At 44.1% G+C, this 26,759-nt stretch carries 25 protein-coding genes; 11 read left to right on the top strand and 14 right to left on the bottom strand.

Annotation, left to right across the window (positions count from 1 at the left end; translation table 11 throughout):
* Positions 1-176: 176 nt before the first annotated feature.
* Positions 177-935, bottom strand: a complete 759-nt coding sequence (pdhR, locus tag NEJAP_RS04605; RefSeq protein ID WP_201349514.1) for a pyruvate dehydrogenase complex transcriptional repressor PdhR — start codon at positions 933-935, stop codon at positions 177-179.
* 402 nt (positions 936-1,337) lie between these two features.
* Here pdhR and NEJAP_RS04600 point away from each other — a divergent pair, with 402 nt between their 5' ends.
* The 8 genes from NEJAP_RS04600 to NEJAP_RS04565 all read left to right on the top strand — a co-directional run bounded on the left by NEJAP_RS04600 (position 1,338) and on the right by NEJAP_RS04565 (position 9,931).
* On the top strand, positions 1,338-2,405 hold the full coding sequence (locus NEJAP_RS04600) for a TRAP transporter substrate-binding protein (protein ID WP_201349513.1): 1,068 nt from the start codon (positions 1,338-1,340) through the stop codon (positions 2,403-2,405).
* Between the two features lie 94 nt (positions 2,406-2,499).
* Positions 2,500-3,024 (top strand): TRAP transporter small permease subunit, encoded by a 525-nt coding sequence (locus NEJAP_RS04595; RefSeq protein WP_201349512.1) that lies wholly within the window; start codon positions 2,500-2,502, stop codon positions 3,022-3,024.
* Positions 3,025-3,026: 2 nt separating this feature from the next.
* A complete protein-coding gene (locus NEJAP_RS04590; RefSeq protein ID WP_201350464.1) occupies positions 3,027-4,415 on the top strand; it encodes a TRAP transporter large permease in 1,389 nt (462 codons plus the stop codon).
* A gap of 11 nt (positions 4,416-4,426) precedes the next feature.
* Positions 4,427-4,567: a hypothetical protein gene (locus tag NEJAP_RS04585; protein WP_201349511.1), complete on the top strand. Its 141-nt coding sequence runs from the start codon at positions 4,427-4,429 to the stop codon at positions 4,565-4,567.
* Entirely contained in the window at positions 4,536-7,433 is a 2,898-nt protein-coding gene (locus tag NEJAP_RS04580) for an FAD-binding and (Fe-S)-binding domain-containing protein (protein ID WP_201349510.1), read from the top strand. The genes NEJAP_RS04585 and NEJAP_RS04580 overlap by 32 nt, the downstream gene beginning before the upstream one ends.
* Before the next feature lie 36 nt (positions 7,434-7,469).
* Positions 7,470-7,958 (top strand): universal stress protein, encoded by a 489-nt coding sequence (locus tag NEJAP_RS04575; RefSeq protein ID WP_201349509.1) that lies wholly within the window; start codon positions 7,470-7,472, stop codon positions 7,956-7,958.
* Between the two features lie 21 nt (positions 7,959-7,979).
* On the top strand, positions 7,980-8,873 hold the full coding sequence (locus tag NEJAP_RS04570; protein ID WP_201349508.1) for an AEC family transporter: 894 nt from the start codon (positions 7,980-7,982) through the stop codon (positions 8,871-8,873).
* Between the two features lie 68 nt (positions 8,874-8,941).
* Complete coding sequence (locus NEJAP_RS04565; protein WP_236591062.1) at positions 8,942-9,931, top strand: ROK family protein; 990 nt, start codon at positions 8,942-8,944, stop codon at positions 9,929-9,931.
* Here the strand turns inward: NEJAP_RS04565 and pyrF are convergent.
* The 10 genes from pyrF to gyrA form a co-directional block, all read right to left on the bottom strand.
* Positions 9,924-10,634 (bottom strand): orotidine-5'-phosphate decarboxylase, encoded by a 711-nt coding sequence (gene pyrF / locus NEJAP_RS04560; protein WP_201349507.1) that lies wholly within the window; start codon positions 10,632-10,634, stop codon positions 9,924-9,926. The two genes, NEJAP_RS04565 and pyrF, sit on opposite strands and share 8 nt — an antisense overlap.
* Positions 10,635-10,690: 56 nt before the next feature.
* A complete protein-coding gene (lapB, locus tag NEJAP_RS04555; protein WP_201349506.1) occupies positions 10,691-11,872 on the bottom strand; it encodes a lipopolysaccharide assembly protein LapB in 1,182 nt (393 codons plus the stop codon).
* Position 11,873: 1 nt separating this feature from the next.
* A complete protein-coding gene (locus NEJAP_RS04550; RefSeq protein WP_201349505.1) occupies positions 11,874-12,179 on the bottom strand; it encodes a LapA family protein in 306 nt (101 codons plus the stop codon).
* 43 nt (positions 12,180-12,222) lie between these two features.
* Positions 12,223-12,519, bottom strand: a complete 297-nt coding sequence (locus tag NEJAP_RS04545) for an integration host factor subunit beta (RefSeq protein ID WP_028469740.1) — start codon at positions 12,517-12,519, stop codon at positions 12,223-12,225.
* Between the two features lie 83 nt (positions 12,520-12,602).
* Complete coding sequence (gene rpsA / locus NEJAP_RS04540) at positions 12,603-14,285, bottom strand: 30S ribosomal protein S1 (RefSeq protein ID WP_201349504.1); 1,683 nt, start codon at positions 14,283-14,285, stop codon at positions 12,603-12,605.
* 52 nt (positions 14,286-14,337) lie between these two features.
* The gene (gene cmk / locus NEJAP_RS04535) at positions 14,338-15,027 is read right to left on the bottom strand and encodes a (d)CMP kinase (RefSeq protein WP_201349503.1); all 690 of its coding nucleotides are present in this window, start codon (positions 15,025-15,027) and stop codon (positions 14,338-14,340) included.
* Positions 15,014-17,230, bottom strand: a complete 2,217-nt coding sequence (locus NEJAP_RS04530) for a bifunctional prephenate dehydrogenase/3-phosphoshikimate 1-carboxyvinyltransferase (RefSeq protein ID WP_201349502.1) — start codon at positions 17,228-17,230, stop codon at positions 15,014-15,016. The genes cmk and NEJAP_RS04530 overlap by 14 nt, the downstream gene beginning before the upstream one ends.
* Positions 17,231-17,304: 74 nt before the next feature.
* Positions 17,305-18,402 carry a prephenate dehydratase gene (pheA, locus tag NEJAP_RS04525; protein WP_201349501.1) on the bottom strand — a complete coding sequence of 366 codons (1,098 nt, stop codon included), beginning with the start codon at positions 18,400-18,402 and terminating at the stop codon, positions 17,305-17,307.
* Between the two features lie 22 nt (positions 18,403-18,424).
* The gene (gene serC / locus NEJAP_RS04520; protein WP_201349500.1) at positions 18,425-19,507 is read right to left on the bottom strand and encodes a 3-phosphoserine/phosphohydroxythreonine transaminase; all 1,083 of its coding nucleotides are present in this window, start codon (positions 19,505-19,507) and stop codon (positions 18,425-18,427) included.
* 66 nt (positions 19,508-19,573) lie between these two features.
* Positions 19,574-22,240, bottom strand: coding sequence for a DNA gyrase subunit A (gene gyrA, locus NEJAP_RS04515; protein ID WP_201349499.1), 2,667 nt, complete (start codon positions 22,238-22,240; stop codon positions 19,574-19,576).
* 209 nt (positions 22,241-22,449) lie between these two features.
* Here gyrA and ubiG point away from each other — a divergent pair, with 209 nt between their 5' ends.
* The 3 genes from ubiG to NEJAP_RS04500 are packed head-to-tail and all read left to right on the top strand — an operon-like array spanning position 22,450 to position 24,626.
* The gene (gene ubiG, locus NEJAP_RS04510; protein ID WP_201349498.1) at positions 22,450-23,172 is read left to right on the top strand and encodes a bifunctional 2-polyprenyl-6-hydroxyphenol methylase/3-demethylubiquinol 3-O-methyltransferase UbiG; all 723 of its coding nucleotides are present in this window, start codon (positions 22,450-22,452) and stop codon (positions 23,170-23,172) included.
* Between the two features lie 2 nt (positions 23,173-23,174).
* A complete protein-coding gene (locus tag NEJAP_RS04505; protein WP_201349497.1) occupies positions 23,175-23,855 on the top strand; it encodes an HAD family hydrolase in 681 nt (226 codons plus the stop codon).
* A gap of 30 nt (positions 23,856-23,885) precedes the next feature.
* Positions 23,886-24,626 carry a YciK family oxidoreductase gene (locus NEJAP_RS04500; RefSeq protein ID WP_201349496.1) on the top strand — a complete coding sequence of 247 codons (741 nt, stop codon included), beginning with the start codon at positions 23,886-23,888 and terminating at the stop codon, positions 24,624-24,626.
* A gap of 77 nt (positions 24,627-24,703) precedes the next feature.
* Here the strand turns inward: NEJAP_RS04500 and rluB are convergent, their stop codons facing one another.
* The 3 genes from rluB to NEJAP_RS04485 form a co-directional block, all read right to left on the bottom strand.
* The gene (gene rluB / locus NEJAP_RS04495; RefSeq protein ID WP_201349495.1) at positions 24,704-25,549 is read right to left on the bottom strand and encodes a 23S rRNA pseudouridine(2605) synthase RluB; all 846 of its coding nucleotides are present in this window, start codon (positions 25,547-25,549) and stop codon (positions 24,704-24,706) included.
* 80 nt (positions 25,550-25,629) lie between these two features.
* The gene (locus NEJAP_RS04490; protein ID WP_201349494.1) at positions 25,630-26,022 is read right to left on the bottom strand and encodes an H-NS family nucleoid-associated regulatory protein; all 393 of its coding nucleotides are present in this window, start codon (positions 26,020-26,022) and stop codon (positions 25,630-25,632) included.
* A 110-nt stretch (positions 26,023-26,132) separates the two neighbouring features.
* Positions 26,133-26,753 carry an L-threonylcarbamoyladenylate synthase gene (locus tag NEJAP_RS04485; RefSeq protein ID WP_201349493.1) on the bottom strand — a complete coding sequence of 207 codons (621 nt, stop codon included), beginning with the start codon at positions 26,751-26,753 and terminating at the stop codon, positions 26,133-26,135.
* Positions 26,754-26,759 lie beyond the last annotated feature (6 nt).

Raw genomic sequence — 26,759 nt, 5'->3', positions numbered from 1 at the left:
GTTCTTTATCTTGAGAAGCTTTTAATGCCGCACCGCAACATCTGCTTCCTTCTTTTGATTTGTAGTAATACTACAAAATTTTGAAAAACTTGTCTACAAAACGTACTGATTCAGGTCATAAAATGGTATTTATGTAGTATTTATACATAAAAGTATTAATAGCCTAAAGTCTAATTTCAGATATGAGTAGAGCGACGCAAAGCCCTTTCTACTCGGGTGTTTTCTTTACCCTGCTCTAATAAAGACTCCTCTACATAAGCCAAGTGATCATGCGCTGCTTTTTGTGCTAGATCAGGCTCACCCGAGAAAATAGCCTCCATCAGCTTAAAGTGTTGATCATGTATTTTTTGTCGGTAGCCAGGCTTGGGATAGACATTTTGTAAGTTATCTCCAATATGCTGTCGTAGTAAGCTAAACAAAGCACGCATCATATGAAGAAGCACCATATTGTGCGTGGAGGCGGCGATGGTAAGATGAAAATCAACATCTGCTGCCACTTCTTTTACAAAATCTTTATTTGCGTGGTGCACTTGTAGTGCGTCGTAGCTGGTTTTTATTGCTTTTTTATCAGCTGGCGTACTACGCAATGCTGCGTAATATGCAGTCACCCCTTCTAGTGCATGCCTAAACTCAAGCAAATCATATTGCGCTTCCGGGTGGCTTTTAAAGAGTTCTAATAGCGGATCCATAAAGGAACCACCTAAATCCTCTGAAACATATGTACCCCCTCCTTGGCGACTAACCAATAAGCCTTTAGCCGTAAGCTTCTGTATTGCTTCACGCAACGAGGGCCTAGATACTTCAAATTGAGTCGATAACTCCCTTTCTGGCAACAGCTTTTGTCCAGGCTTTAAGGTTCCTTCCAATATCATCTCTTCCATTCTATCAACGATGACATCTGATATTTTCGGCTGTCTGACCTTTTGATACGCCATGTTATTATTCTTCCAACCACTTACTAAATTAAAAATTCTCAGCACAGATAAACTGTCACATAGTCTTTCTACACTCTCACTGAGTCAGTATTACTACTTAGATCTTTATAAAACTAACGTCTAAAAAGACTCAAATTACGCACTTGCACAATTGGTCTTACCACTAATTAAATATTAACTTAAATGTGAAACTAGCGTTTATCAACTACAAAACCAATATATATTTAGTTTATAAAAATCGTTGACAAGCACTGGTTAAAAAAAATACAGTAGCAATCTAGATGATGGTAAATTGGTAATACCAATTTAGCAAGCACGTTTTTAACACTGTTATAACAACGAATCTGTTGTATATTCAGTACCGAGTATAAAAAAAAATAATATCGTTATTGAGGATGAGACATGAAAAAGTTTACCAAGTCTGTGATCTCTGCTGCTGTTTTGGCAGGTGTTGCCGCTACTGCTATTATGCCTGCTCAAGCAGCTGATAAAATGTTACTGAAAACCCCGATTGCTTTTGGCTCACACCTGCCTGCACTCGGTACTCCTATTGTTTGGGTTGCTGACCAGCTAAAACTGGTTACTGATGGCAAAATGAAGATGAAAATCTATGAGCCAGGTAAACTCGTTAGCCCTCCAGAAATTCTTGATGCTGTATCTTCAGGTAAAGTGAACTCAGGTTACGCTACAGCAGGTTACTGGCAGGGTAAAATGCCAGCCGCTGCTATCTTCTCTGCAGTACCTTTTGGCCCTGAAGCGGGCGAATATATGGCTTGGATGTACTACGGTAACGGCCTGAAACTTTATCAAGAAATGTACGACACTAGCGGCTTCAACGTTAAAGTTATTCCTTGTGCGATTATTTCTCCAGAAACATCAGGCTGGTTCAACAAAGAAATCAACACGCCAGACGACCTTAAAGGTCTGAATATGCGCTTCTTCGGCCTTGGCGCTTCGGTCATGGAAAAGATGGGTGTTTCTACATCACAGCTACCTGGCGGTGAAATCTTTGGTGCTCTTGAGAAAGGTGCAATCGATGCATCTGAGTTCTCTCAGCCAGCTATCGATCAGCGTCTTGGCTTCCATAAAATCATGAAGTACAACTACTTCCCTGGCTGGCATCAACAAGCCACTATCTTTGAATTGCTAGTAAACAAAGATGCGTGGGGCAAAATGTCTGCAGGGCAACAAGCAACGGTTGAAAACACTTGTAAAGCGTCTATGACGAATGCGATTGCTGAAGGTGAAGCAATGCAGTTCCCTGTTATGGCTAAAGCGAAAGAGAACGGTGTTGAAATCCGCTACTGGAATGACACTATGCTTGCTGCCTTTGAAGAAAAATGGGGCGAAGTTGTTGATGAAAAATCTGCAGCTGACCCGTTCTTCAAAAAAGTATGGGATGATCTAGACACATTCCGTACAGGTTATAACTTGTGGGAATCAAACGCATTCCTACCACGTAGCCGTTAATAGCTCTATTAACCGCAACACGTAAGTTCAAGCAGGCAGTGATTCACTGCCTGCTTTATTTCCATACAATAATAATCGATGTAGGTGCCTTCCTGTGACTGAGAACGATACTCTCCCCTCAGTGCCTTTAGCCGATAAGATCGATCGCTTTATCCAGCGTATCGGTATGTCAGTTGCTTGGTGCTACGTCCTGCTGGTTCTTGTAATCATTTTGCAGGTCGTACTTCGAAAAGGATTTTCAAACGGTTTAATCGTATTAGAAGAGCTTCAATGGCACCTTTATGCTGTTGGCGTTATGTTTGGCCTTTCTTATGCGCAAACCACTAATTCACATATTCGTGTAGATCTATTTTATTCTCACTTTCGAGCACGCACGAAACACATCATCGAAATTCTGGGCATCTTGATCTTGGTCTTACCTTTCATTTTTATTATTTTTGCGCATAGTCTCGATTTCTTTTACGACTCTTATCGTATCGGCGAAAGCTCTCAATCCCCATCTGGCTTACCTTATCGCTGGGTTATAAAAGGGGTTATTCCTGTTAGCTTTGCTTTACTCGGCCTAGCCGTTCTATCACGCCTATATCGTGATATTGTTTTACTAATACGTGGAGAGTGATGATGGACGCCAATGAAATTATGGTCATTGCGATGTTCTTATCATTCATCGCACTTCTTTTTACCGGTATTCCTGTTGCTTGGGTTCTAGGCGGCGTCGGTATTATTTTTGCTTTTATCGGTCAGTTTGCCGATGCTAATTTAGACACCATGACCGGGCTTGATTACACCACGCTTGGCTTGGTCGTAAACCGTCTGTGGAAAATCATGGACAACTGGATTCTAGTCGCATTACCTATGTTTATTTTCATGGGTATTATGCTTGATAAATCTGGTGTCGCAGAAAAACTAATGCATTCAATGCAAGAACTGTTTGGTCGTGTTCGTGGCGGTTTAGCCGTTACTGTAACAGCCATCGGTATTATTTTGGCCGCATCAACAGGCATCATCGGTGCTTCGGTTGTATTACTCGCTGTTATGTCTTTACCATCGATGACCAAGCAGGGTTATTCAATGCCATTGGCATTAGGTACGATTGCTTCAGCTGGCACACTGGGTATTTTAATACCACCAAGCATCATGCTGGTTATCATGGCTGACCAACTCGGTTTATCCGTTGGTGATCTGTTCATGGGCGCTGTATTCCCAGGGTTAATGCTAGGGGGTATGTATATTACTTACATTCTGATTTACTCCTATGTAAAACCAAATGCTGCACCGGTTCCTGAAGATGCTAAAGCGGTGACTTGGCCTGTTGTCGCTAATGTGCTGAAAGCGGTTTTGCCTACGCTATTACTCATATTTGTGGTGTTGGGCTCTATCTTTGGTGGTTTTGCTACACCAACAGAAGCTTCTGGTGTGGGCGCAATGGGTGCAACCTTACTGGCGATCTATAACCGTCGCTTCAGCATTCCTGTACTAAGAGAAGTTATGGGTGGAACACTCAATACTACGGCATATATCTTTGCCATCTTTATTGGTGCGACCTGCTTTGCTTTGGTATTACGTGAACTCGGTGGTGATGAGCTTATTGAATCATTCCTAACCGGCCTTCCATTTGGCCCTTACGGCATTATCTTCTTTATTCTTGGCGTGATTTTCTTACTAGGTTTCTTCCTAGATTGGATAGAGATCACACTGATTATTCTGCCACTGTTAGCACCGGTCATATCGGCCCTAGGCTTAGATATTAACGGTTATGGCGTAGTAGATAATCCAGAACTGGTGTGGTTCGTCATGTTAGTCGCCATGGCATTACAGACATCCTTCCTAACACCGCCGGTCGGCTTTGCCCTTTTCTACTTAAAAGGCGTATGCCCTCCGAACGTCAAATTAAAAGATATTTACAAGGGTGTTTTGCCATTTATCGGCCTACAGCTAATTGCCTTGTTCATTCTGGTTTTCTGGCCACAACTTGTACTATGGCTGCCGGCAATCGCCTACGCTAAATAGTGCACCAACACATGATGTACAACCGCGGCATCCCTGCTGATGCCGCGGCTTATATAGCCGTGCTCGCTCCCCAAGCACGCTCCACTCAACAAACCCATCCAAGTGGCTTCAGGGAATACTATGAAACAGACACATCAAAAATTTCTGGCTGAACTACAGCAGTTTATTCCTGAAGAACGCTTAATTACTGACCCATTGCGTACATTAGCATACGGTACAGATGCGAGTTTTTATCGTTTAATTCCACAAATAGTTGTGAGAACAGAAAGCGAACAAGAAGTTGCACGCATCGTTACCCTCGCTGATAAAACTCAAGTCCCTGTCACGTTTAGAGCCGCCGGTACTAGTTTGTCCGGACAAGCCATTACTGACTCGGTTTTGATTCAACTAGGCGATGGCTGGAAAGGCTATCATATCAATAATGACGCCACAGAGATTAGCCTCCAGCCCGGCGTTATCGGAGGCCAGGCCAATAGCTACCTTGCCCCTTTCAATAAAAAAATCGGACCCGACCCAGCCTCTATTAATGCGGCAATGATTGGTGGTATTGCTGCCAATAATGCGAGCGGCATGTGCTGTGGTACAGCACAAAATAGCTATCGAACACTCAAAAGCATGAAGCTTGTACTGGCCGATGGTGCACAACTGGATACCGGCAGCCCTGATTCCATAAAACAGTTTAGACAATCTCATAAACCGTTATTAGATGCTCTAGAGGCACTCAGCCTGCAAACACGCGCCAACCAAGCGCTACATGAGCGTATTCATCATAAATACCGCTTAAAAAACACTACCGGCTATGCGCTCAATTCATTGGTAGACTACACCGACCCAATCGATATACTTCAACACCTCATGATTGGCTCTGAAGGTACGCTTGGTTTCATGTCCGAGATAACCTACCGAACCGTAGACGAGCACCCTAACAAAGCCTCTGCTCTAATCTTTTTTAATACAGTGCGCACGACCTGTGATGCCGTCGCCATTCTTAAGAAAACACCGGTGTCAGCCGTAGAGCTAATGGACCGTGCAGGTTTGCGCTCTGTCGAAGACAAGCCCGGCATGCCCGATTTCATCAAAGACTTACCTGAAGATGCAGCGGCGTTATTGGTTGAAACTCGCTCACCAGACCCTGATGCGCTGGCCAAGCAAGTTGAAGAGATAAAGGCATCAATTGCTAACCTAGAAACAGCGCGTCCTATCGAGTTCACTAACAAACCAGAAGAGTACGCAAAGTTCTGGGCTATTCGTAAAGGTTTGTTTCCAGCAGTAGGCGCTATTCGCCTTACTGGTACAACTGTCATCATTGAAGATGTTGCGTTCCCTGTTGAGCAGCTCGCCGATGCTGTGAATGACCTCCACCAGCTGTTCAAAAAGTGGCATTACGATGAAGCCCTTATTTTTGGTCATGCTCTGGAGGGTAATTTACACTTTGTATTCACTCAAGCTTTTGATACTCAAGCTGAAATAGAACGCTACGACGGCTTAATGGCTGATGTCGCTCATATGGTAGTGGGCACCTATGATGGCTCTCTTAAAGCAGAACATGGTACTGGCCGCAACATGGCTCCTTTCGTTGAGCTGGAGTGGGGAAAAGATGCCTACCAGCTAATGTGGGAACTAAAAGAGCTTTTAGATCCAAAAAATATTTTGAACCCAGGTGTATTACTCAATAAAAACAGCCATGTACATCTTGAAAACCTTAAACCTTTGCCCGCTGCCGATCCATTAGTAGATAAGTGCATTGAGTGTGGCTTTTGTGAGCCAACCTGCCCCTCTCGTGCATTGACGTTAACACCTCGACAACGCATCGTTATTTGGCGTGAGATTGCTCGCCTTGAAGCCGCCAGCGATACCCCTAATGCAGACCCCGAGCGACTTGCCGAATTACGCCAAGAGTATAAATACCAAGGAACCGATACCTGCGCAGCCTGTGGTTTATGCTCTACCACCTGCCCTGTCGGTATTAATACCGGCGACTTAACACGCTCTATCCGCAGCCAGAACAACGAGAAACACTCTAAATTGGCTCAATGGTTAGCTGATCATTACGGTACATTAGCAAAAGCCAGCCGGTTTACCTTCGCAGCAGCCGATGTAACCCATGGTTTAATAGGCACTAAGGCAATGTCGGCTATTACTGGCGCGTCTCGTAAGTTATCGGGCGGGCGCATCCAGCAATGGACACCGTCAATGCCAACCGGTGCACCTAAAATCAAACCAAAGCCAGCAGCACAGCTTAGCCAAACAGCTAGCAATGCACCAAAAGTTGTTTACCTACCTAGCTGCGCTAGCCGGACAATGGGACCCGCAAGAGGGGATGCTGACCAAACACCTTTAGCAGATAAAACTGAAGCACTGCTGCGCAAAGCAGGTTTTGAAGTCATCTATCCACCTGATATGGATAATCTATGCTGCGGTATGCCGTTCCAGTCCAAAGGAATGTTCGCCGCCGCTGATTCAAAATCGTCTGAAATTGAAAAAGTATTGCTTAAGATCACAGAAAACGGGGCGCTTCCTGTGTATTCTGACACCAGCCCTTGCAGCCTACTACTAAAGGATAAAATTGACTCTCGTATCAAACTCTACGATACCGTCGATTTCATTGATGAGTTCCTGATGGATCGCTTGCTGTTTACCGCTGGTAATGAGCCCGTTGCACTGCATATTACTTGTAGCGCAACCCGTATGGGACAAGCAGAAAAACTCAAACGCATCATGTCAGCATGCTCAACACAGGTTGTTATTCCTGATCAGATAACCTGCTGTGGTTTTGCTGGTGACAAAGGCTTCTCAACCCCTGAACTAAATGCATCAGCACTGCGTACGCTAAAAGGCGCTGTACAAAGTTGTGATGTTGGCTATTCGACCAGTCGCACCTGCGAAATTGGTTTAAGCCATCATAGTGGGATTGATTATAAATCTATTATTTACCTGGTGGATCGCTGTACTCAGTCTAAACTGACTGACGCACCATCGACTGAAGAAAACAATCGTATTCAGGCCAACAAGGCCTGAACGAATACTCAAACAAAACGTTGTGAGGATGCCAACATGGCTTTACCTGATATCAATACCATTCTTTACACTACATCTCTTGGTAAGCATACGCGTCCGGTTTTTCGCCATGCAGTGAAACTAGCCGGTGCTCTTAATGCCAAGATTGTTATCTTGCACGTGGTAGAGCCTATCGGAGAAATGGGTTCTGCGCTTATCAAAAACTATTTGCCTGATGATATGGTAAAGAAAATGCATGATGAGGGGATTAATACAATCCATCAAGAAATGCATGAAAGAATCAAAACATTCTGTGCAGAAGAGATGAACAGCCTGCCTGAAGAAATAAACGTGGAAATGGAATATGTCATTGTTGAAGGCAATCACACTGATTCCATTCTCAATGAAGCTAAAAAACGTAATGTACAGATGGTTGTTATGGGCGCTGAGAACACTTTCGGCCGCCATAGCCATACTACAGCGCAAGTTGTTAAACATGCTAAGCTGCCTGTCGTTATTGTCCCTACTGGTAAAAAATACGACTAACACAACGGATTAAACGCATCTATGGAAAGCACCACACTAGCACTACTTGAGCGGATCTTTTTAACCGTTTTCCCGCTTGTCGCAATTGTTAGTGTGGGCTTTTTTTATGCTCGCAAACGTCATACGGACATGTCGACTGCGAACACTATTAATATCGATGTATTTGTACCAGCACTGATCTTTTCAGTACTCTCTGCAAAATCATTTGATTTACCCCAATTTCAAATGCTAGCTATTGGGGCAGCTATCGTTGTTTTAGGATCAGGCTTATTACTCTTACCGGTATGTAAGTTATTAGGCGTTAGCCCTAAAACATTCCTTCCTCCAATGATGTTCAGCAATAGTGGAAATCTAGGATTACCGCTAGCCGTGCTCGCTTTTGGAGAACACGCATTACCGGCTGCCGTGGTACTTTTTTTAGTCGAGAATCTGCTGCACTTTACAGTGGGTTTATATATTCTTGATCATAAAACTAACCCGATCAATGTACTTAAAATGCCCATGATTATCGCTACAATAGCAGGCTTAATCTGGAGCACTTTTGACTTACATGTTCCTGTTGGCGCTGCTACTTTTATTGATATGTTAGGCCAAATATCTATTCCTCTTATGCTATTTGCATTAGGCGTACGCATGACCAATGTCGACCTTACTCATTGGAAAATTGGTATTTGGGGTGCTATTTTATGCCCTCTTAGCGGCCTTGTTATTGCGCTTGCTCTACAACCCTTACTCCAACTTGAACCAGCCCACTTTACCTATCTTGTCCTGTTTGGTGCTATGCCGCCCGCTGTACTCAATTACATGGTTTCAGAGCGCTATCAACAGGAACCCCATCAAGTAGCATCCATTGTTCTATTAGGTAATATCGGAAGCTTAATAATTATCCCTGCCACCCTATTTTTTATTCTTTAATTACTTGGCTTTATTCTCTGTGACGTTAGATCTATTCTAAACAGCATACTTCATCACTGTGAATAACTATGCGCATTGGGATAGATCTTGGCGGTACAAAAATTGAGATCGTTGCTCTTAACGACGAAGCTCAACAACACAGCTCTGGCATACCGAATAATGGTGATATTCTTTATCGTCAACGCATAGCAACACCACAACACGATTATCAGGCTACTCTTCTCGCCATCACTAATTTGATTTTAGATACTGAAAAACACATTGGACAGCACGCCACTATTGGCATCGGTATTCCTGGAGCAGTCTCTTCATCTACACAATTAATTAAAAACGCGAACTCTACCTGCCTTATTGGAATGCCTCTACAGCAGGACCTTGAAAGCGCCCTTAATCGCCCAGTGCGCTTAAGTAATGATGCAAATTGCTTTGCTCTCTCTGAAGCTATCGATGGGGCGGGGAAAGGACACGCTGTAGTTTTCGGTGTTATTTTAGGAACAGGCGTAGGTGCTGGTATTACCGTGAATCAACAGGTCATTAATGGCGCAAACTCAATAACAGGCGAATGGGGGCATAACCCACTGCCCTCGCCAAAGTACGATGAGTTACCCGGCCAAGAATGCTACTGTAAAAAACAGGGCTGCATTGAAACTTATCTGTCAGGTCCGGGTGCTATACAACGCTACAATGCAGAGGTTCTTAGAGAAAACCAGATTAATAACCTCACCCACCCTTTAAGCTTTGCAACAAGCCCCGATCTTATTTGGCAGAGAGCGGAGAAAGGTTGTTCGCTCTCTCAAGCTTATTGCCGTATTTACATCGACAGGCTTGCTCGTAGTCTTGCGAGTGTTATCAATATACTTGACCCTAACATCATTGTATTAGGTGGAGGGCTATCAAATATACACAGCCTCTATGAAGAATTACCTAAGGCATGGGGGCAGTATATCTTTTCAGATACCGTAAACACGCAATTAGCGAAAGCAGTCCATGGAGACTCAAGCGGCGTTAGAGGCGCCGCTTGGTTATGGCCTGCTAATTATGAGCAATCAACTAGATAAATGCAGCAATCTCTTTCTCAATCGACTCTAGCGCGAGTAACGGGTTTTCGGCCTGAGTAATTGGACGTCCAATAACAAGATACGTGCTGCCAGCTTGTAATGCTTCAGAAGGCGTCATAATGCGGCGCTGATCACCTGCAACACTGTCTGCAGGGCGAATACCTGGCGTTACCAAGCTAAACTCTGGTGAAATGATTGCTCTTAATGGTGTTACTTCTTGAGCAGAACAGACTACGCCATCTAACCCACAAGACTCTGTCAGCGCCGCTAAGCGTTTTACATGATCTAGAGGATCAAGGTCCAAGCCGACCTCTTGCAAATCCTCACGTTCCATACTTGTCAGAACGGTCACTGCAATTAACAAGGTTTTATTGTTCTTTACCTGGCTCAATTCGTTACGAGCAGCTTCCATCATTCGGCGTCCACCGGTAGCGTGAACATTCACCATCCACACGCCTAACTCACCAGCGGCTCTTACTGCTTTTGCTGTTGTATTAGGAATATCATGGAATTTCAGATCAAGAAAAACCTCAAAGCCTTTACGCTGTAACTGCTCAACTATTGCAGGACCGCCACGAGTAAATAGCTCTTTACCCACTTTCAATCTACAACGCATAGGGTCAAGTTGATTAGCCATATCAAGGGCCTGTTCAACAGTCGGGTAATCCAATGCAACAATGATGCGCTTTTTATCAAGGGTCACTTTACTCTGCTCTCTTTCACTATTAACTGACTTTTGTAGTACGAAACCACTACTATTTACTCGCCTTCCAAACCTTGAATGGGTTTGGTTGTACTCCAGCTTTTACAAGATGGGCACTGCCATACCAGCGCCCGTCCAGAAAACCCACATTGCTGACAAAGGTAACGCGGTTTACTCGCTTCCAGTGTACCAATCAAGCTACGTAACACCTTTAGGCTGTCTCTGGCATTTTCACTTCCGTGCTCAATATGCATCGCTATTAAACGGTTAAAACCTTTAATTGATGGACGATGTTTTAGCTCATCAGTAATAAACGAACCTGCAGCATATACTCCTCGATCATCTTTGATCACTTCAGCTAATGCTAAAATCACGGTTGCCGAGGGCGCAGCTGATAAACAGTGACGCAAGTAAGCTTCATACTCTGTACGATTTTGTAGCGCAGAGTAACAACACTCTAGGTCTTTAATCGTTTCAGATACAAACTTTACATTTTGCTTTTCAACATTACGCAAAGCTCGAATCGCCGTTTTCCATTGTTGCTGATCTATCGCAATACGTGATTGTAACAGTGATCCACGCACTGACAGAGGGTCTAACTGCAGCCCCTGCTTTGTAAAATCTGCAGCTTCTTTATACTGCTGATCTTTTAAGCTTTTTTCAGCCAACTCGCAATAGTAGTGTGCGCATTCATGGCGGATATCGAGCGTTTCATCAGGACTAAGCTTTTGTGCTGTACTCAACGCGTCGTGCCATTCCTGTTCTTTTTCATACAGTTTGGTTAACACAGTTAGTGCTTTACGACGAGTTTCACGTGGAGGGTTTTGCTTAACAATATCTTTAAGAAGATTCTCAGTGCGATCTAATAAACCGACAGCATCATAGTCTAGTGCAAGCGCCATCTGCACTCTTAGTGAATCTTGACGTGATAAGTCTGGCCGAGCTAAGAGATTTTGGTGAATATTAATAGCACGCTCAACATCACCTTTACGCCGGAACAATTTAGCTAAAGCTAAGTGAGCAGGAATGGTTTCACTATTTACTTCAAGCGCGCGAATAAAGCTTTCTATGGCTGCATCTGTTTTTTCATTTAAAAGATGATCAAGCCCTATAAAATAATCGCGGCCCAACACACCTTCAGATGCAGGTTTCATTTCTTGGCTAAAGCTTTTTCGACCGAGTAACCAGCCAATAAAAATAGCGATTACTAACGGTACGATAAGCCAAATATTTTGCACGTTATGCAGCGTCTTTAAGCGTTGCCGTCCTCAATTGATCAAGCTCTTTGTTAGTCGCATTAACTTTACGACGGCTGCCCATCAAGCGAGCCTTAAGAGAAACAACAGCCACACTGCTCAGCAAGATCCCAGAGATACCACCCAAAACAAAAGCAGCTATCAACCAAAGCGACAAGCTCGCTTCAGGCAATGTAAGAAACACTAAATCAATCGATACTTTTTCAGTGTTATGTATCGTAAACATAATACCAACCATCAAAATAACAGCTGATAGCAGGAATACTATTAAGATTTTTAACCAACGCACTATGTAACCTCCAGATACTACTTTATAACGGCCTCAACACCGCTTAAAAGCCTTGTTCAATACTCTCATTAACCTGCTCCCGTAGTTCCTTTCCTGGTTTAAAGTGAGGAACATATTTGGCCGTTAGCGATACAGAATCACCCGTTTTAGGGTTTCTCCCTATACGAGGGGCTCGAAAATGAAGAGAAAAACTACCAAAGCCGCGAATTTCTATGCGGTCACCATTGGCCAGTGATTCTGTCATATGGTCAAGCATTGCTTTAACTGCCAGCTCTACATCTTTTACAGAAAGTTCAGGATGCCGATCAATCAGATGCTCTATCAATTCTGATTTTGTCATTATACTCCCTCCGCTGCCTCATACACTATCATATCTCCTAACATGCCCTGTAAATTAGAAAGGCGCCTATAGCGCCTCAGGGTTCAGGAGTCCTTTTTACTCATCTGTTGCTTTATCAGATCACCAATTGTGGTAGGCCCTGCGGCCTCAACCACTTGCTGCTGTACTGCTTGCAACGCTTCTTTCTCTTGTTGCAGTTCTTTCTGTTTTATAGAAAGATTGATTATTCTATTCTTGCTATCGATGGCCGAAATAAATGCCGACAACGAACTTCCAACGCTTAGGTGCTCAGAAAGGTCGTTAATGCGGTCTTGCGAGAAGTCTGCAACTTTCAAAACAGCATCAACACCGTCTGCTAATTGCACGTTAGCTCTTTGCTTATCAACAGCCGTTACCGTGCCGCTTACCTCATGCCCTTTTCCTTTAGATGATACAAATTCACTAAAAGGGTCACTTTCTAATTGCTTAATACTCAACGCTATACGGGAGCGCTCAATGTCGATTGATACAACAACGGCTTCAACCTCAGCGCCTTTATGGTATTGCTTAACAGCCTCATCTCCTGGCAAATCCCAAGATAAGTCTGAAAGATGAATCAGACCGTCAATATTGCCATCAAGACCAAGGAAAACTCCAAAGTCAGTAATAGATTTAATGCGGCCGGTTAACTTATCACCCTTCTTATACTTCTGAGAAAATGCATCCCATGGGTTCTGCTGGCACTGCTTCATGCCTAACGAAATACGGCGCCTCTCTTTGTCGATTGCTAACACCATCACATCGACTTCTTGTCCTACGTGCACCACTTTGGAAGGATGGATATTTTTATTCGCCCAATCCATTTCAGACACATGCACCAAACCTTCAATGCCATCAGCTATTTGAGCAAAACAACCATACTCAGTCAGATTGGTTACGCGGGCACTTTTTCTGTCACCTACGTTAATCGTAGCGATAGTTTCTTCCCATGGATCAGCCATCAACTGCTTGATACCTAAAGAGACGCGGGTACGCTCAGGGTCATATTTCAGTACTTTGACATTAATTTCGTCGCCAACCGTCAATACTTCACTTGGGTGCTTAACACGCTTCCAAGCAATATCGGTAATATGCAACAGGCCATCAACGCCACCTAAATCTATAAATGCACCGTAGTCTGTTAGGTTCTTAACAATACCTTTTAACTCAATACCTTCCGCTAGCGTTGCAATCAACTGCTCACGATCAGCACTGTTTAATTCTTCAAGAACGGCACGGCGCGAAACAACAATATTATTACGTTTTGCATCGAGTTTAACTAACTTAAACTCAAGCTCTTTACCTTCAAGATGAGTACTGTCTCGTAGCGGTCGAATATCTAGCAATGAACCTGGCAAAAAAGCATCTACGTTACCAACGGTTACCGTGAAACCACCTCGAACCTTACCTGTAATCGTCCCATTAATGGTTTCACCTTTTTCGAAGGCTTGCTCAAGCACAGCCCAGGCTTCGGCATGTTTTGCTTTATCACGGGAAAGTTTTGTTGCACCGTAACCATCTTCAACACTTTCTAGTGCAACTTGAACTTCATCACCAACAACGACGGTAAGTTCACCTTTGTCATCGTGAAATTGTACTCGCGGTATTACACCTTCAGATTTAAGTCCTGCATGAACAACAACGAAATCATTCTCTATCGCTATTACTGTGCCTGTCACAATGGATCCAGGCGCCATATTCAGCCCTTGCAGACTCTCTTCGAAGAGATCAGCAAAACTTTCACTCATCTAAATACCCTCACAACGTTCGCTGTTGGTTATCACATCCGTTTTTAACGTTCTAACGCAACCCCTTGTGACGTACTTCTTCTAGGACCGCACTCAGAACTTCTTCAATACTCATACTGGTTGAATCCAGTACCATCGCATCACTTGCAGGCTTTAATGGTGCCACACTTCTGTTCATATCACGCGTGTCACGTTCTTGCAAGTCTTCCAATATCACTTCAAGGCTAGCATCGAGCCCCTTATTTATCAACTGGTTATATCGTCTAGTTGCTCTTTCTTGCACACTCGCATCTAAATAGACTTTTAAGGTAGCGGCAGGAAAGACAACGGTCCCCATGTCTCGACCATCTGCAATTAAACCTGGTAACTCTGCAAAAGCACGCTGCCTCTCAAGTAAAGCCTGCCTTACTGGACCTATAGCCGCAATTTTAGAGGCATCATTTCCGATGCTTTCATTACGAATAGCTTGAGTGACTTCCTCACCTTCGAGCACAATTTGAACACCGTCATCACGTGTAGAAAACTGTACGTCCAAATGAGCTGCCAATACCACCAAAGCTTCTACATCATCAATTGATACACCATGGTGACTGGCCGCCAGAGCTGTTAATCGATATAGCGCACCACTATCCAACAGTCTCCACTCTAATTTTTCTGCCAGTAACCTACACACAGTTCCCTTACCTGAACCACTAGGTCCATCAACGGTAATAACGGGCACACTAGTGTTAACTTGAGACATTCGTCTCCTCCTTATGAATGCGTATACCTGCTTTTTGAGCAACCTCAATAAACTCTGGAAATGAGGTTGCTACGTGACTGCAGGCTTCAATCCTTACTTCATCTTTAGCAATGGTACCTGCAACAGCAAATGCCATTGTTACTCTATGATCATCATAACTACTAATATTTGCTCCCTGTAGTTCACCACCGGTAATAAGAATGTTGTCACCTTCAACGACAACATTTATACCCATTCGCAGCAGTCCTTGCTGCATTGCTTCAATACGATCACTTTCTTTATACCGTAACTCTCCAACGCCTGTTAAACAGGTCACTCCTGTAGCAGCAGCGGCTGCTACAAAGATCACAGGAAACTCATCAATAGCAACCGACACTAGCTCTTCAGGAATAGTAATCGCTTTCAATGGCGTGTAACGCACATGTACATCTGCTACGGGTTCGCCATTGAGTGTCATTGGGTTTTCTAGTGTAAGGTCGGCCCCCATCATTTTCATGATATCTAAAATACCAGAGCGACTCGGGTTTACCCCCACCTGCTCAATTACTAAATCAGAGCCCGGATTAATAGCCGCCGCTACTATGAAAAATGCAGCTGAAGAAATATCAGCAGGTATATCTAAATTTGTCGCTCTCAGTATTTGCCCTGAAGCAATACTGACGACACTGTTCTGTGTGGTTAATTCAACACCAAAGTTTTTTAGCATCCGCTCAGTATGGTCACGCGTAATAGCAGATTGCTTGATTTGCGTAACACCTTGAGCATATAACCCAGCCAGCAGCAGAGCTGATTTAACCTGAGCACTGGCTACTGGCATCTGATAATTAATAGCGGATAATTGCTGACCGCCTGATATATAAACAGGTGCGCTTCCATTTTCTGATGTATTGATAGAGGCACCCATTTCACGTAAAGGTTCCGCAACTCTCTCCATCGGCCGCTTTGACAAGGATCTATCACCTAGCAACTCTGTATCAAATTTTTGAGCGGCTAACAAACCACTTAATAGTCGCATCGACGTGCCTGAGTTACCTAAATACAAAGGCCCCGGAGGTGGGTACAATCCATGAAGGCCCACGCCATAAATTTTTACAGCACCTTGATGAGGCCCTTCTATAACAACACCCATATCTCGAAAAGCTTGAACTGTTGCCAAACTGTCTTCACTTTCTAGAAAACCATTAATATTTGTCACGCCCTCCGCTAATGCACCCAAGACTATGGCCCGGTGAGACATAGACTTATCACCCGAGACGCTAATTCGACCTTGTAACGGCCCGGCGGAGCGAATGTGGAAGGTTACCTGTAAATTATGATGTGTTTGTGAATATGCGGTACCACTTAGCATTTTATTAAAATGCTCTCTGGCAGATTTTGCGCGTGTAAATACACCCAACATCGACTGACTGTCACCGTCAACAATAGCCCGGCGTAATGACGCTAAACCTGCGGTGAAATTATCAATTTGATCCAATATTTGTTTCTTATTTGCTAGGCAGACATCATGCCACATCGTCGGATCTGAAGCGGCAATACGAGTAAAGTCCCGAAAACCACCCGCGGCATAACGAAAGATCTCAGTACTGTCTTGCTCTTTAGCCAAGGTATCAACTAATGAAAACGCAAGGAGGTGCGGTAGATGACTCGTTGCTGCAAGCACTTCATCATGGCGTTCTATTGCCATCTGTAACACTTCTGCCCCCGTACTTTGCCACATCCGAGCGATCAAGCGTGTTGCACTTTTATCCGAATCAGGCAACGGCGTCAGTATAACCTTGTGCTTTACAAATAACGTATCATCAGCCGCCGCAACGCCGCTCTTTTCTGAACCCGCAATGGGATGCCCAGGAATAAAATTACGGGGAACTGAGCCGAATACATTTTGTGCTGCAACAATGACATTGCCCTTAGTACTACCAACATCAGTAATAACAGTATGAGGCTGAAGATAAGGTTTTATATCAAATAAAACAGCTTCAGTTGCTTTAACGGGAACAGCTAAAACAATAATATCTGCCGTTTTTACCGCACTAGAAAAGTCACTACAGCCCTCATCGATGATACCAAGATCAATACCTTGCTGAAGCTCATCAAGGTTACGGTCGTAACCCACTACGACATTTACAAAATGCTTCTTTTTGAGTGCTTTAGCTAAAGACCCACCAATCAGGCCCAGACCTATAATTAATACACGATTGGCCATACAGCTCACAGGGTCATGCTCCGCTGCAGCCTAACTACTAGAAAAATTGGCTTCATATGCGCTCTTTATAATTTTTATAATACCGCTTTAGGGTAAGACCCCAATAGCTTTAACTCTACAGAACTAGACTCTAACTCTGAAAGCACGCTCTGCACTTTTTCTTCTTCTACATGACCTTCAAAGTCTATATAAAACATATAACTCCAGCCGCCCTGTCTGGCTGGCCGTGTTTCTATTCGAGTAAGGCTAATCGCATGGCGATGGAAAGGCTCTAAAAGTGTATAAAGAACACCCGGTGTGTCATGTGCAGACATCAATATTGATGTTTTATCATCACCGCTTGGGCCAACATCTTGATCGCCAATAATGAGAAAACGTGTGGTGTTATCAGACTGGTCTTCGATATTACGTTCTAGGATCTGTAAGCCATATAATTCAACAGCCATATCGCCAGCAATCGCAGCCGTACCGACTTCTTGAGCCGCAAGTCTTGCCCCTTCTGCGTTAGAGCTAACCGTTATTCGCTCTGCTTGTGGGTAATTCGTATCTAGCCAGCTTCGACACTGAGCAAACGATTCCTGATGAGCATAGATACGATTTATGAGTTCTGAATCCGTATTCTCTTGCGCCAGTAAATGGTGGTGAATTTTCAACTCCAACTCACCACAAATACGCAAACTGAAACGCTTAAACAGATCTAGTGTATGAGTTGCCATACCCTCAGATGAATTTTCAATTGGTACAACACCATAATGAGCAGCACCGGCTTCTACTTCTCTAAACACCTGATCCAATGTAGCCATGGGCGCACTTTCAGCGGAAAGACCAAAATGCTTGAGTGCAGCCTGCTGAGTAAAAGTCCCTTCAGGCCCAAGAAACGAAATTCGCATGGGCTTTTCAAGCGCGAGACAAACAGACATAATTTCGCGAAATAAACGCGCCACTTCTTTATCAGCAAGAGGGCCTTCGTTGCGTTCCATTACCCGCTTAAGCACCTGCGCTTCACGTTCTGGGCGATAAAAAACAGCAACCTCTTCACCCTGATACTGCTCTTTCACTTCCGCTACATTTTGCGCACACATAGCTCGCTGATTCAGCAGCACATGGATTTGCTTATCGATCGAATCAATCTGGTCGCGCAGTACTTTGAGCGCCTGTTCTTGTTCAGTCATCCAAAGATCCTATTTCAACAGATTAACTATGTTTATGTTCAAACTCAGCCATAAATGCTATCAAAGCGTCCACAGCGGATTCGGGTACTGCGTTATAAATACTGGCACGCATCCCCCCTACAGAGCGATGCCCTTTTAAATTCAGTAGCCCGGCTTGATCAGCTTCCTCAATAAAGCGCTTATCTAGGTTCGCATCTGCAAGCGTGAAAGGAACATTCATCCAAGAGCGATTAGCAACCGCAATAGGGTTGGCATAGAAAGCACTTCGATCAATAGCAGCATAGAGTTTTTCTGCTTTACGCTGATTGATCATCTGCATCCCTTCAACGCCACCTTGACGTTTAAGCCATTGAAAAATCAAACCCGCTAAATACCAGCCGAACGTTGGCGGGGTATTATTCATTGAATCTGCTGCAGCATGTATTGAATAATCAAACATAGTCGGTGCGCTAGGTAGCATTTGACCAATCAAATCATCACGCACAATGACAACGGTTAAACCAGCAGGGCCGATATTTTTTTGCGCGCCCGCATAGATCAAACCAAAACGAGACACGTCGATAGACCGCGACAGAATACTGGATGACATATCCGCTACTAATGGTACGTCACCAGTCTCAGGAATATAGTCAAACTCAACACCACCAATCGTTTCATTTGGTGTGTAATGCACATAAGCCGCTTCAAGATTCAATTTAAGCTCATCCTGAGAGGGTGCTGATGTAAAGTTATTATGCTCCGTTGTTGCTGCAATGTTCACTTCACAATAGCGCTTCGCTTCAGCGATAGCCTTTTTAGACCACACGCCGGTATTGATATAATCAGCTGTCTTTTTATCGCGTAAGAGGTTCAGCGGAATCATCGAAAATTGAGTAGTTGCACCACCTTGCAAGAACAACACTTTATAGTTGTCAGGTATCTGCATGAGATCACGAAGATCTTGCTCTGCTTGTTCGGCAACTGAAACATACTCTTTGCTGCGATGGCTCATCTCCATAATGGAGAGGCCATGCCCATGCCAATCGAGCATCTCTTCCTGTGCCTGTTTCAAAACCTCTTCGGGAAGAGCTGCAGGCCCTGCACTGAAATTCAACTTACGGATCATTTCTACTTTTTCTCTTAAATTTACCAAGCATAAATAATAAGCGCGGCCTGAGCCGCGCTTATTAACTTACTCTGCGTCGGGTTCTACGTCGCTTTCATCATCAGACGGTATTGCAGCATCTTGCGCTGCCACTACCTCTTCAGTACCGTCAACTACGCTACCTTCAACAACATTACCTTCGGCATCCAAAACAGCTTCATCTGGCACTTCTGGCTCTTCAATACGCGCCAGACTCACCAGATTTTCATCTCCGGCAACGCGAATTAGCATTACACCCTGCGTGTTACGACCCAAGACAGATATCTCAGAAGTGCGTGTACGAACCATAGTGCCCTGATCACTGATCAGCATCACATCATCGCCTTCAAAGACCTGCACTGCACCCGCCAAGTTACCATTACGATCAGTACACTGCATACCAATCACACCCTGGTTACCACGCCCTTTACAAGGGAAGTCTTCAACTGCCGTCTGTTTACCAAAACCACGCTCAGACGCTGTTAATACCTTGCCACCTTCCTGAGGAATAATCAGAGAGATCACACGTGCGGCACCTTTCATCTTAACACCGCGTACACCACGCGCTGTACGGCCCATCGCACGAACTTCACCTTCATGGAAACGCGCTACTTTACCGGCATCTGTTACCAGTAGAATATCGTCATCTCCCTCAGTGATAGCAGCACCAATTAGCGCATCATCGTCGAGTAGATCAACAGCAATTAAGCCAGATGACCTTGGGCGTGAGAAGTTAACCAAAGAGGTCTTCTTAACGGTACCACTCGCTGTTGCCATAAAGACAAAGCGCTCTTCACTGTATTCATTTACCGGAAGAATAGTCGATATACGTTCACCTTCATCCAATGGCAAAATATTTACAATTGGGCGACCACGAGCAGCCCGACTCGCTGGCGGTATCTCATATACCTTCAACCAGTAAACCTTCCCTTTATTGGTAAAGCACAAAATAGTGGCGTGCGTACTGGCAATAAGAAGGTGTTCAACAAAATCTTCATCTTTTACTGCAGTTACTGATTTACCCTTACCGCCACGACGTTGTGACTGGTAATCCGTTAACGGTTGCGTCTTCGCATAACCACCATGAGAGATGGTTACCACCATATCTTCTTCTGTGATTAGGTCAGCAACGGTCAAATCACGTCGAGACGCGATAATCTCAGTACGGCGCTCATCGCCAAACTCGGCCACAATCGCTTCTAGCTCTTCGCGAATCACTTCCATCAAACGCGTATAAGAACCCAAGATTTCAAGTAGCTCAGCAATTTTAACCAGCAATTCTTGGTATTCGTTAATCAGCTTCTCATGTTCAAGGCCAGTCAAACGATGGAGTCGAAGATCCAGAATAGCTTGAGCCTGCACTGGAGAAAGGTAATATTTACCTTCGCGCATACCATACTGAGGATCTAGATCATCAGGACGGCAAGCATTCTCACCCGCGCGCTCAAGCATATCGACAACAGAACCTGGCGCCCATGCCATCTCTGTCAGTCGCTCTTTAGCTTCTGATGGTGTTGGAGACTGCTTGATCAGCTGGATAACTTCATCAATATTAGCTAATGCAATCGCCAAACCTTCTAGAACATGACCTCGCTCACGCGCTTTACGCAGCAAGTAAACAGTACGACGCGTCACCACTTCTCGGCGATGACGGATAAAGTTTTCGATCAATTCTTTTAGGTTCAGAATTTTCGGCTGACCATCAACCAATGCCACCACATTTATACCAAAAACACCTTCCATCTGTGTTTGGGCAAACAGGTTATTAGCAATAACTTCTGGCATTTCGCCACGTTTTAATTCGATATAGATTCGCATACCATCTTTATCGGATTCATCACGTAACTCACTGATACCTTCTAGTTTTTTCTCTTTAACTAGCTCCGCGATTTTTTCAATCAAGCGGGCTTTATTCAACTGGTAAGGTATTTCAGTCACAATAATGGCGCTGCGACCTTTACTGTTTTCTTCTACATGGTACTTGGAGCGAATATAAATACGGCCACGGCCGGTACGATACGCCTCAAGAATACCTGCGCGCCCATTAATAATAGCGCCCGTTGGAAAGTCAGGTCCTGGAATATGTTCCATTAACTCATCAACGGTGAGTTCTGAGTTATCTATCAGTGCAAGGCAACCGTTAACAACTTCGCGCAAGTTATGTGGCGGAATATTAGTCGCCATACCTACGGCAATACCGGACGAGCCATTAACCAATAGGTTAGGAACACGCGAAGGCAGCACTTCTGGAATAAATTCTGTGCCATCGTAGTTAGGTACGAAGTCGACTGTTTCTTTATCTAAGTCAGATAGCAGCTCATGGGAGATTTTATCCATGCGAATTTCGGTATATCGCATTGCTGCTGCTGAATCGCCATCGACGGAACCGAAGTTACCTTGTCCATCGACCAGCGTATAACGCATCGAAAAATCCTGCGCCATACGGACAATGGTGTCATAAACAGCGCTATCACCATGAGGGTGATACTTACCGATTACATCACCCACCACACGTGCAGATTTTTTATACGGTTTATTCCAGTCATTGCTAAGCTCACTCATCGCAAACAAAACACGACGGTGAACAGGCTTTAAGCCATCACGGACATCAGGCAAGGCCCGGCCAACGATAACACTCATGGCATAATCGAGATAAGACTGCTTCATCTCATCTTCGATATTTACCGGCAAAATTTCTTTGGTTAAATCACCCATGCGTTTCAGCTTTCCTTGATTCGGTCTGCTAATCTTGATTCGTTCTAGTCAATCAAGCCCAGAAAAACAGGACCTGTTTTTAACCGAACGAGTATACCACAAGATTCCAAAAAGATTCCCGCAAAATGAATATGTTGCGCTAGCTGTTTAAGAGCACTAGCCAGTGTTAGAATAGAGGCATTCGAAATACTATTTAGATACCATTCCCTATGACCGATCAAACTTTTTCTGCAAACATTGACCCTTCTGAAATTGCCAAATTTGAAGAATTGGCTAGCCGATGGTGGGACAAAGACAGTGAGTTCAAACCACTACACGATATCAATCCATTGCGTGTTGGCTATATCGACCGCATTGCATCACTCGCAGGAAAAACAGTACTTGATGTAGGCTGCGGCGGCGGGATTTTATCTGAATCCATGGCCTTACGTGGCGCAGAAGTATCCGGCATAGACATGGGAGCAGCGCCACTTAAAATAGCCAAGCTTCACGGTTTAGAAAGCGGCGTATCGGTTAAGTACCAACAAATCACAGCAGAAGAGATGGCAGAAGCCAACCCAGCAGCGTTTGATGTTGTCACGTGCATGGAAATGCTAGAGCACGTTCCTGATCCATCATCCATTGTTCAGGCGTGCGCTAAAATGGTAAAGCCGGGCGGACATGTCTTCTTCTCGACACTTAACCGCAACCCAAAGAGCTATTTATTTGCCATACTAGGTGCAGAACATGTGCTAAAGCTTGTTCCACAAGGCACTCACGACTTCAAAAAGTTCATCCGCCCTTCCGAACTGGCCACATGGATCCGTCAATCAAAGCTTAAAACCAACGACATTACGGGCATGACGTACAACCCGTTTACTAAGCAATACCGCTTAGATACTTCCGATGTCGACGTCAACTTTATCATTGCGACCACCCGCCCTGAGCTATAAACGTGAAAACAAGCAAAATAAGAAAACCAGAAGCCGTTCTGTTCGATCTTGATGGAACGCTTCTTGATACTGCACCCGACTTTCACTGGGTTATCAACCAACTACTAACAAAGAACAACTTACCAGCCCAACCTTACGTCGAACTACGCAAGCACGTTTCCAATGGTGCGAACGCCATGTTAAAAGCAGCATTCAAGCTCAGCGATGGCGACAGCAAACTGCCCAGTTTGAACCAGCAGATGCTCAGTCTTTACGACCAACACCTCGCCAACGACAGCAAGCTATTTCCGGGCATTAAATCACTACTAGCCACACTAGAAGAACAACAAATTCCTTGGGGCATAGTCACCAACAAGCCTAAACGCTTCACCGCACCTATTTTATCCGCGCTAAAACTAAGCACACGAAGTGCAAGTACCATCTGCCCAGACCATGTAAACAAGACAAAACCTGACCCTGAGCCACTACTTTTAGCTTGCCAACAAATACAGGTCACGCCACAAAATTGTATTTATATTGGTGACCATATACGTGATATCGATGCCGGAAATCGCGCAGATATGTTCACAATTGGTGCTTTATATGGCTATATTAACGAATCGGAGAACGCTGATAACTGGAATGCTAACGCCTATGTTCAGCATGCAGATCAGATTCTATCTGTAATAGACGCGCATTTTTGAGAGCCGTCACAATGAATAAGGACGCTTTCGATGTTTGAATACAACGCTCCCAACAACCTTCTTGAAAACAAGATAATCCTTGTCACCGGCGCTGGCGACGGCATCGGGCGCGCGGCTGCATTAACGTATGCCGCACATGGTGCCACCGTCATACTCGTAGGCAAAACAACTGAAAAACTTGAAAACGTTTACGACGAAATAGAAGCAGCAGGTGGCCCTAAACCTGCGATAGTACCGCTCAATCTAGAAACAGCGACAGAACATGACTACATTGATCTAACTAACATCTTAGACAATGAGTTTGGTCATATCGATGGGTTACTACACAACGCCTCACTACTTGGCGTAAGAACGCCCATAGAGTCATACGATCCTATTATTTGGCAACAAGTCATGCAGGTAAACATCAACGCCCCGTTTATCCTAACGCAAACGCTTATGCCTCTATTACACCGCTCTGAGAACGCATCCGTTATTTTCACCTCTTCAGGAGTAGGAAGAAAAGGGAGCGCATACTGGGGTGCTTACAGCGTGTCAAAGTTTGCAACCGAAGGCTTTATGCAGGTCATGGCAGACGAAGTGGAAAACACTGCCAACATAAGAGTTAACTGCATCAACCCTGGCGCCACACGCACTAAAATGCGCGCCTACGCATACCCTGGGGAGCAACCAGAAAATAATCCAGAACCCGCTAACATTATGCCGCTCTACCTGTATCTAATGGGTCACGATAGCAATGATGTGAACGGACAATCACTAAACGCTCAATAATCAATCGTCATTACGCAACCCACAAAAAACGCAGCCCTTTGGCTGCGTTTTTATCATACCCATTACTTCAAAAAAAATTAGTCCTTACGATGCTTAGGACCAACAGAATGACGTATCTGCTGATGCTTGTAGCGACGCTCAAGCTTTTCTTTTTCTGCCGGCTTCATACGCACGGGTTTCTTCTGATCAATACCCAGCTTGCTAGCCAACACTTTAATATCTTTAGTGGTAAGTTCTTTCCAAGTTCCCGCCTTAACATCACTAGGCAAAAACAATGAACCGTAGCGCACACGCTTTAAGCGACTAACCTGCAGACCCTGCGACTCCCACAAGCGACGCACTTCACGGTTCCGACCTTCCATTACCACACAGTGGTACCACTTATTGGCACCATCACCATCAAAGAAACGAACGTCTGTAAATTTAGCCATCCCATCTTCAAGCAACACACCCTCTTTAAGACGCGCCAGCATCTCTTCAGGCACATTACCCAAAACACGCACAGCATATTCGCGATCAATATTGGCAGATGGGTGCATCATCATATGCGCCAACTCGCCATCCGTTGTAAACACCAACAAACCACTGGTATTTAAATCCAAACGCCCTATAGCAATCCAGCGCCCAGTTCTTAACGGCGGAAGATGATCATACACAGTAGGACGCCCTTCAGGGTCGTGTCGAGTAGACACTTCACCAACCGGCTTATTATAAATTAATACCCGACGAGGGCTTTCAGCTTCAGAAACTATATTTGCTGCTCGCCCATTGACTTGAATCTGGTCGCGATGACTAACCCGATCCCCCAAAGTTGCAGTGCGCCCATTAACGGACACCCGCCCCTCACCTATCCAGCGCTCCATCTCACGACGTGAGCCATATCCAGAGCGCGCCAACACTTTCTGTAACTTTTCATCTGACATGTGACGCTCCTACGCAGAAAACAAAAAAGCTCTTCAGCAAAAACCGAAGAGCTTATAATAACAAATCGCAAACGATAGACTTACTTAATTAAACAAGCATCCTTAGTAACACCTTGCGTATCAAAGTATTCTTGGAATGCTAATGGCGTTCTACCACGACCAGACCATTCATGTGTATCACCATTTGCATCTGTAATACGGTATTTGGCTTCTACTTTTTTCTTAGGAGAAGTTGCAACCAAATCTTTAATATCATCAAAGCCTATGCCCGCTTCTTGCATCGTTTTGCGGATCATATCAATTTTCGCATTTTTCTCACGATCAGCTTCTACACGCTCTAATTCAAATGCTTCTTTTTCTTTCAATATATCTGAAAGATCAACGATTATTTTTTCAATGTCCGTTATTGATAAGTCCTGACACTGCTTACGCAGAGAATTTTTCCTTGTTAAGATTTTTACGATATCAGTCATTATTCAACTCAATAAATATTAATTAGCTTGCAAGGCATTATCGTCAAATAAAATATTAATTCAAGAAATTAACATTTTATTACATAATATAATTAACAATAATAGCTTATTTATACAAAATCGGAAATATCACCCGCCCCCTCTCTGATAACTTCAGGCCGATCATCTATTAAACTAATAACTGTTGTAGCCGCCACCCCGCAATAACCACCATCTATAACCAAGTCTATTTCATGCTGTAATACATCACGAATATCATAAGGGTCTGAAAGCGGCTCATCCTCTCCAGGCATAATTAAGGAGGTACTCATAATAGGCTCACCCAAAGCTTCAAGTAGCGCCTGAACTATTTTATTATCAGGAATCCTTAGTCCAATCGACCTCCTTTTAGGATGCAATAAGCGCCGCGGAACTTCTGCTGTCGCTTTTAATATAAAAGTATATGCACCAGGAGTATGCGCCTTTAAAAACCTATACATTTGGTTATCAACTTTTGCATAAGTTCCAATCTCACTTAAATCACGACAAACTAATGTAAAGTTATGTTTATCATCCAACTTGCGAATACGTTTTATTTTATCAAGGGCTGATTTATCACCTAAATGGCAGCCTAGCGCATAAGCACAATCCGTTGGGTATACAATAACCCCACCCTTATTAATAATATCTACCGCTTGCTGAATTAGCCTTTTTTGCGGATTTTCTGTGTGTATCTGAAAAAACTGGCTCACAATATA

It is taken from the genome of Neptunomonas japonica JAMM 1380 (assembly GCF_016592555.1).
Taxonomy (GTDB): domain Bacteria; phylum Pseudomonadota; class Gammaproteobacteria; order Pseudomonadales; family Balneatricaceae; genus Neptunomonas; species Neptunomonas japonica_A.
This window is presented reverse-complemented; position numbering and strand designations above follow the sequence as displayed.

Excerpts from the sequence above, each read along its gene's own strand:
- pdhR (WP_201349514.1), bottom strand. The coding sequence starts at position 935 with ATGGCGTATCAAAAGGTCAGACAGCCGAAAATATCAGATGTCATCGTT.
- NEJAP_RS04600 (WP_201349513.1), top strand. The coding sequence starts at position 1,338 with ATGAAAAAGTTTACCAAGTCTGTGATCTCTGCTGCTGTTTTGGCAGGT.
- NEJAP_RS04590 (WP_201350464.1), top strand. The coding sequence starts at position 3,027 with ATGGACGCCAATGAAATTATGGTCATTGCGATGTTCTTATCATTCATC.
- NEJAP_RS04585 (WP_201349511.1), top strand. The coding sequence starts at position 4,427 with ATGATGTACAACCGCGGCATCCCTGCTGATGCCGCGGCTTATATAGCC.
- NEJAP_RS04580 (WP_201349510.1), top strand. The coding sequence starts at position 4,536 with ATGAAACAGACACATCAAAAATTTCTGGCTGAACTACAGCAGTTTATT.
- NEJAP_RS04575 (WP_201349509.1), top strand. The coding sequence starts at position 7,470 with ATGGCTTTACCTGATATCAATACCATTCTTTACACTACATCTCTTGGT.
- NEJAP_RS04570 (WP_201349508.1), top strand. The coding sequence starts at position 7,980 with ATGGAAAGCACCACACTAGCACTACTTGAGCGGATCTTTTTAACCGTT.
- NEJAP_RS04565 (WP_236591062.1), top strand. The coding sequence starts at position 8,942 with ATGCGCATTGGGATAGATCTTGGCGGTACAAAAATTGAGATCGTTGCT.
- NEJAP_RS04545 (WP_028469740.1), bottom strand. The coding sequence starts at position 12,519 with ATGACAAAATCAGAATTGATAGAGCATCTGATTGATCGGCATCCTGAA.
- rpsA (WP_201349504.1), bottom strand. The coding sequence starts at position 14,285 with ATGAGTGAAAGTTTTGCTGATCTCTTCGAAGAGAGTCTGCAAGGGCTG.
- cmk (WP_201349503.1), bottom strand. The coding sequence starts at position 15,027 with ATGTCTCAAGTTAACACTAGTGTGCCCGTTATTACCGTTGATGGACCT.
- NEJAP_RS04530 (WP_201349502.1), bottom strand. The coding sequence starts at position 17,230 with ATGGCCAATCGTGTATTAATTATAGGTCTGGGCCTGATTGGTGGGTCT.
- pheA (WP_201349501.1), bottom strand. The coding sequence starts at position 18,402 with ATGACTGAACAAGAACAGGCGCTCAAAGTACTGCGCGACCAGATTGAT.
- serC (WP_201349500.1), bottom strand. The coding sequence starts at position 19,507 with ATGATCCGTAAGTTGAATTTCAGTGCAGGGCCTGCAGCTCTTCCCGAA.
- gyrA (WP_201349499.1), bottom strand. The coding sequence starts at position 22,240 with ATGGGTGATTTAACCAAAGAAATTTTGCCGGTAAATATCGAAGATGAG.
- ubiG (WP_201349498.1), top strand. The coding sequence starts at position 22,450 with ATGACCGATCAAACTTTTTCTGCAAACATTGACCCTTCTGAAATTGCC.
- NEJAP_RS04500 (WP_201349496.1), top strand. The coding sequence starts at position 23,886 with ATGTTTGAATACAACGCTCCCAACAACCTTCTTGAAAACAAGATAATC.
- rluB (WP_201349495.1), bottom strand. The coding sequence starts at position 25,549 with ATGTCAGATGAAAAGTTACAGAAAGTGTTGGCGCGCTCTGGATATGGC.
- NEJAP_RS04490 (WP_201349494.1), bottom strand. The coding sequence starts at position 26,022 with ATGACTGATATCGTAAAAATCTTAACAAGGAAAAATTCTCTGCGTAAG.